This window comes from Pseudarthrobacter cremeus, from assembly GCF_051857465.1.
GTDB lineage: Bacteria > Actinomycetota > Actinomycetes > Actinomycetales > Micrococcaceae > Arthrobacter.
Map to the genome: position 1 here is coordinate 1 of NZ_JBPZHC010000029.1, position 5,776 is coordinate 5,776.

At 55.2% G+C, this 5,776-nt stretch carries 3 rRNA genes; all 3 read right to left on the reverse strand.

The window, feature by feature from the left end:
* Window positions 1-58: 58 nt before the first annotated feature.
* The 3 genes from rrf to ACS5PJ_RS22480 all read right to left on the reverse strand — a co-directional run bounded on the left by rrf (window position 59) and on the right by ACS5PJ_RS22480 (window position 5,585).
* A 5S ribosomal RNA gene (gene rrf / locus ACS5PJ_RS22470) occupies window positions 59-175 on the reverse strand.
* Window positions 176-408: 233 nt separating this feature from the next.
* Window positions 409-3,545 (reverse strand): 23S ribosomal RNA (locus tag ACS5PJ_RS22475).
* Between the two features lie 516 nt (window positions 3,546-4,061).
* Window positions 4,062-5,585 (reverse strand): 16S ribosomal RNA (locus tag ACS5PJ_RS22480).
* Together the 16S, 23S and 5S rRNA genes form the textbook arrangement of a ribosomal RNA operon.
* Between the last annotated feature and the right edge of the window lie 191 nt (window positions 5,586-5,776).

Here is a 5,776-nt window from a genome sequence, read left to right on the forward strand (position 1 = left end):
GTGTTAAATGGGTCAGGCCCCGGACACTTTCGTGTTCGGGGCCTGGCCTTGAATGATGTTCCGGCGGTGACCTACTCTCCCACACCCTCCCGGGTGCAGTACCATCGGCGCTGTGGGTCTTAGCTTCCGGGTTCGGAATGGGACCGGGCGTTTCCCCCACGCTATGACCGCCGTAACCCTTGCTCCGCACCCGTGCCGGGTTGCCCGGGGGGTGGGAAATCTGTGGTTACAACATGGCTCCAGTTGTTGTTGGAGCTGTGGTGTTGTTATGTAGTTGTTGGTTCGCAATGCAACGTGCCCTGGCGGGTTTGTTGGTTGGGAACCACATAGTGGACGCAAGCAGTCTTGTTATCTTTTTACTCTCTTCATGGTGTGAACGTCTTTTGAATCCGTTCACGAAGAGGGTGTGTGGTGTAAGTTATCGGCCTATTAGTACCGGTCAGCTTCACGAGTCGTTAGTCCTCGCTTCCACATCCGGCCTATCAACCCAGTGGTCTGGCTGGGGGCCTCTCACACACAAGGTGTATGGAAATCTCATCTCGAAGCGAGCTTCCCGCTTAGATGCTTTCAGCGGTTATCCCATCCGAACGTAGCTAATCAGCGGTGCACTTGGCAGTACAACTGACACACCAGAGGTTCGTCCGTCCCGGTCCTCTCGTACTAAGGACAGCCCTTCTCAAATTTCCTGCGCGCGCAGCGGATAGGGACCGAACTGTCTCACGACGTTCTAAACCCAGCTCGCGTACCGCTTTAATGGGCGAACAGCCCAACCCTTGGGACCTACTCCAGCCCCAGGATGCGACGAGCCGACATCGAGGTGCCAAACCATGCCGTCGATATGGACTCTTGGGCAAGATCAGCCTGTTATCCCCGAGGTACCTTTTATCCGTTGAGCGACGGCCATTCCACAATGTACCGCCGGATCACTAGTCCCGACTTTCGTCCCTGCTCGAGATGTCTCTCTCACAGTCAAGCTCCCTTGTGCACTTACACTCGACACCTGATTGCCAACCAGGCTGAGGGAACCTTTGGGCGCCTCCGTTACTTTTTAGGAGGCAACCGCCCCAGTTAAACTACCCATCAGGCACTGTCCCTGACCCGGATTACGGGCCGAAGTTAGATGTCCAAAGTGACCAGAGTGGTATTTCAACGATGACTCCACCCGAACTGGCGTCCGGGCTTCAACGTCTCCCACCTATCCTACACAAGCCACTCCGAACACCAATACCAAACTATAGTAAAGGTCTCGGGGTCTTTCCGTCCTGCTGCGCGTAACGAGCATCTTTACTCGTACTGCAATTTCGCCGAGTTTATGGTTGAGACAGCGGGGAAGTCGTTACTCCATTCGTGCAGGTCGGAACTTACCCGACAAGGAATTTCGCTACCTTAGGATGGTTATAGTTACCACCGCCGTTTACTGGGGCTTGAATTCTCAGCTTCGCCGTGAGGCTAACCGGTCCTCTTAACCTTCCAGCACCGGGCAGGAGTCAGTCCGTATACATCGTCTTGCGACTTCGCACGGACCTGTGTTTTTAGTAAACAGTCGCTTCCCCCTGGTCTCTGCGGCCCCGATCCCCTCCGGACAGCAAGTGTCCATCAAGGTTGGGGCCCCCCTTCTCCCGAAGTTACGGGGGCATTTTGCCGAGTTCCTTAACCATAATTCTCTCGATCGCCTTAGTATTCTCTACCTGATCACCTGTGTCGGTTTGGGGTACGGGCGGCTAAAACCTCGCGTCGATGCTTTTCTCGGCAGCATAGGATCACCAAATCCCCCCAAACGGGGGTCCCATCAGATCTCAGGCATCATGAACGGCGGATTTGCCTACCGTTCGCCCTACATCCTTAGACCGGGACAACCATCGCCCGGCTTGGCTACCTTCCTGCGTCACACCTGTTAATACGCTTGCCTCCCAGGATCAGGTCCCGCGCTCCACCAAAACCCACGTCACCACAAGGGTGGGCGGGCAGGTTTCGGGCGGTTAGTATCCCCTGTTCAGCATGGGCGGTTTTTCGCCGGTACGGGAATATCAACCCGTTGTCCATCGACTACGCCTGTCGGCCTCGCCTTAGGTCCCGACTTACCCAGGGCAGATTAGCTTGACCCTGGAACCCTTGATCATTCGGCGGACGGGTTTCTCACCCGTCTTTCGCTACTCATGCCTGCATTCTCACTCGTGTAGGCTCCACCGCTGGTTTACACCGCGACTTCACTGCCCACACGACGCTCCCCTACCACTCCAGACGCCTGAACCAACCCCACAAGGGAGCGGCTTGGCTACTATCTGAAATCCACAACTTCGGCGGTGTACTTGAGCCCCGCTACATTGTCGGCGCGGAATCACTTGACCAGTGAGCTATTACGCACTCTTTTAAGGATGGCTGCTTCTAAGCCAACCTCCTGGTTGTCTTCGCAACTCCACATCCTTTCCCACTTAGCACACGCTTAGGGGCCTTAGTTGGTGGTCTGGGCTGTTTCCCTCTCGACTATGAAGCTTATCCCCCACAGTCTCACTGCTGCGCTCTCACTTACCGGCATTCGGAGTTTGGCTGACGTCAGTAACCTTGTAGGGCCCATTAGCCATCCAGTAGCTCTACCTCCGGTAAGAAACACGCAACGCTGCACCTAAATGCATTTCGGGGAGAACCAGCTATCACGAAGTTTGATTGGCCTTTCACCCCTACCCACAGCTCATCCCCTCCATTTTCAACTGAAGTGGGTTCGGTCCTCCACGACGTCTTACCGTCGCTTCAACCTGGCCATGGGTAGATCACTTCGCTTCGGGTCTAGATCACGCCACTGCAACGCCCTATTCAGACTCGCTTTCGCTACGGCTTCCCCACACGGGTTAACCTCGCGACGTAACACTAACTCGCAGGCTCATTCTTCAAAAGGCACGCCGTCACAACTACAAGGCTGCTCCGACGGATTGTAAGCACACGGTTTCAGGTACTGTTTCACTCCCCTCCCGGGGTACTTTTCACCTTTCCCTCACGGTACTGGTCCGCTATCGGTCATTAGGGAGTATTTAGGCTTATCAGGTGGTCCTGACAGATTCGCACGGGATTTCTCGGGCCCCGTGCTACTTGGGATACTCTCCAGGCGGCACAAAACATTTCGGTTACGGGGCTCACACCCTCTCTGGCCGGCCTTTCAAGACCGTTCACCTATGCCTGCACATCACACCTCACTGTCCCGGCAGAGACAATACGGAAAGTCCCACAACCCCGCCCATGCAACGCCCGCCGGCTATCACACATGGAACGGTTTAGCCTGATCCGCGTTCGCTCGCCACTACTAACGGAATCACTATTGTTTTCTCTTCCTGCGGGTACTGAGATGTTTCACTTCCCCGCGTTCCCTCCACGCACCCTATGTGTTCAGATGCGGGTCACCAGATCACTCGCGCGTCTGGCGGGGTTTCCCCATTCGGACACCCTGGGATCACAGTCCGGTTATCGACTCCCCCAGGCTTATCGCAGATTCCTACGTCCTTCTTCGGCTCCTAATGCCAAGGCATCCACCGTGTGCTCTTAAAAACTTGACCACAAAAGATCAATTACGCTAATTTTCGAGAGAACCACGAAAACCACCCGGACACCACCACCACAACCACAAGGGCCACAGCAACAGCACCCGGACAGATCCAGGTTCATATTCTTGGAAATTGCTTCTTATAAAAGATGCTCGCGTCCACTATGTAGTTCTCAAACAACAACCCCAAACCACACACCCCACACACAAAACCCCCAAAAGGGCCAAACATGCATGATCGGTGCAGCCAGGAAACCAGAAACAAACAAGTACCGGGAAAACCCGGCCCTGTTGCCTCAGGACCCAACAGTGTGCCAAACACTACCCAGCAATCCGAACCAGCCGCTTTCCAGGACATCCACAAGGAATGTCCGTACTAACAACCGGTCCGTGCCACCAGGCACCTATTCGTTGATATTCCACCCTTGAGCACCCGCCGCAGAACAATCGTCTGCGCAACGGGCATATACTCCTGACAACCCCTCCACACCCGCATACACGGGGCAAGGTGACTGTAGGTGCTCCTTAGAAAGGAGGTGATCCAGCCGCACCTTCCGGTACGGCTACCTTGTTACGACTTAGTCCCAATCGCCAGTCCCACCTTCGACAGCTCCCTCCCACAAGGGGTTAGGCCACCGGCTTCGGGTGTTACCAACTTTCGTGACTTGACGGGCGGTGTGTACAAGGCCCGGGAACGTATTCACCGCAGCGTTGCTGATCTGCGATTACTAGCGACTCCGACTTCATGGGGTCGAGTTGCAGACCCCAATCCGAACTGAGACCGGCTTTTTGGGATTAGCTCCACCTCACAGTATCGCAACCCTTTGTACCGGCCATTGTAGCATGCGTGAAGCCCAAGACATAAGGGGCATGATGATTTGACGTCGTCCCCACCTTCCTCCGAGTTGACCCCGGCAGTCTCCTATGAGTCCCCGCCATAACGCGCTGGCAACATAGAACGAGGGTTGCGCTCGTTGCGGGACTTAACCCAACATCTCACGACACGAGCTGACGACAACCATGCACCACCTGTGAACCGACCGCAAGCGGGGCACCTGTTTCCAGGTATTTCCAGTCCATGTCAAGCCTTGGTAAGGTTCTTCGCGTTGCATCGAATTAATCCGCATGCTCCGCCGCTTGTGCGGGCCCCCGTCAATTCCTTTGAGTTTTAGCCTTGCGGCCGTACTCCCCAGGCGGGGCACTTAATGCGTTAGCTACGGCGCGGAAAACGTGGAATGTCCCCCACACCTAGTGCCCAACGTTTACGGCATGGACTACCAGGGTATCTAATCCTGTTCGCTCCCCATGCTTTCGCTCCTCAGCGTCAGTTAATGCCCAGAGACCTGCCTTCGCCATCGGTGTTCCTCCTGATATCTGCGCATTTCACCGCTACACCAGGAATTCCAGTCTCCCCTACATCACTCTAGTCTGCCCGTACCCACCGCAGATCCGGAGTTGAGCCCCGGACTTTCACGGCAGACGCGACAAACCGCCTACGAGCTCTTTACGCCCAATAATTCCGGATAACGCTTGCGCCCTACGTATTACCGCGGCTGCTGGCACGTAGTTAGCCGGCGCTTCTTCTGCAGGTACCGTCACTTTCGCTTCTTCCCTACTGAAAGAGGTTTACAACCCGAAGGCCGTCATCCCTCACGCGGCGTCGCTGCATCAGGCTTGCGCCCATTGTGCAATATTCCCCACTGCTGCCTCCCGTAGGAGTCTGGGCCGTGTCTCAGTCCCAGTGTGGCCGGTCACCCTCTCAGGCCGGCTACCCGTCGTCGCCTTGGTGAGCCATTACCTCACCAACAAGCTGATAGGCCGCGAGTCCATCCAAAACCACAAAAAAGCTTTCCACCCCCCACCATGCGATGAGGAGTCATATCCGGTATTAGACCCAGTTTCCCAGGCTTATCCCAGAGTTAAGGGCAGGTTACTCACGTGTTACTCACCCGTTCGCCACTAATCCCCCAGCAAGCTGGGATCATCGTTCGACTTGCATGTGTTAAGCACGCCGCCAGCGTTCATCCTGAGCCAGGATCAAACTCTCCGTTGAAGTAAAACAAAAACGAACACAACCACCAAGCCCCGGGAAAACGGGACAAAACGGCTGCAAAATTTGAAACCAGCTGTAAAAACCAGACCACAATCCACGGGATGGACAGGGCCCGGCCAAAACAACCAATCAATAAAACAATTGGTATCAACAAACTTGGCACACTATTGAGTTCTCAAACAACAGACACA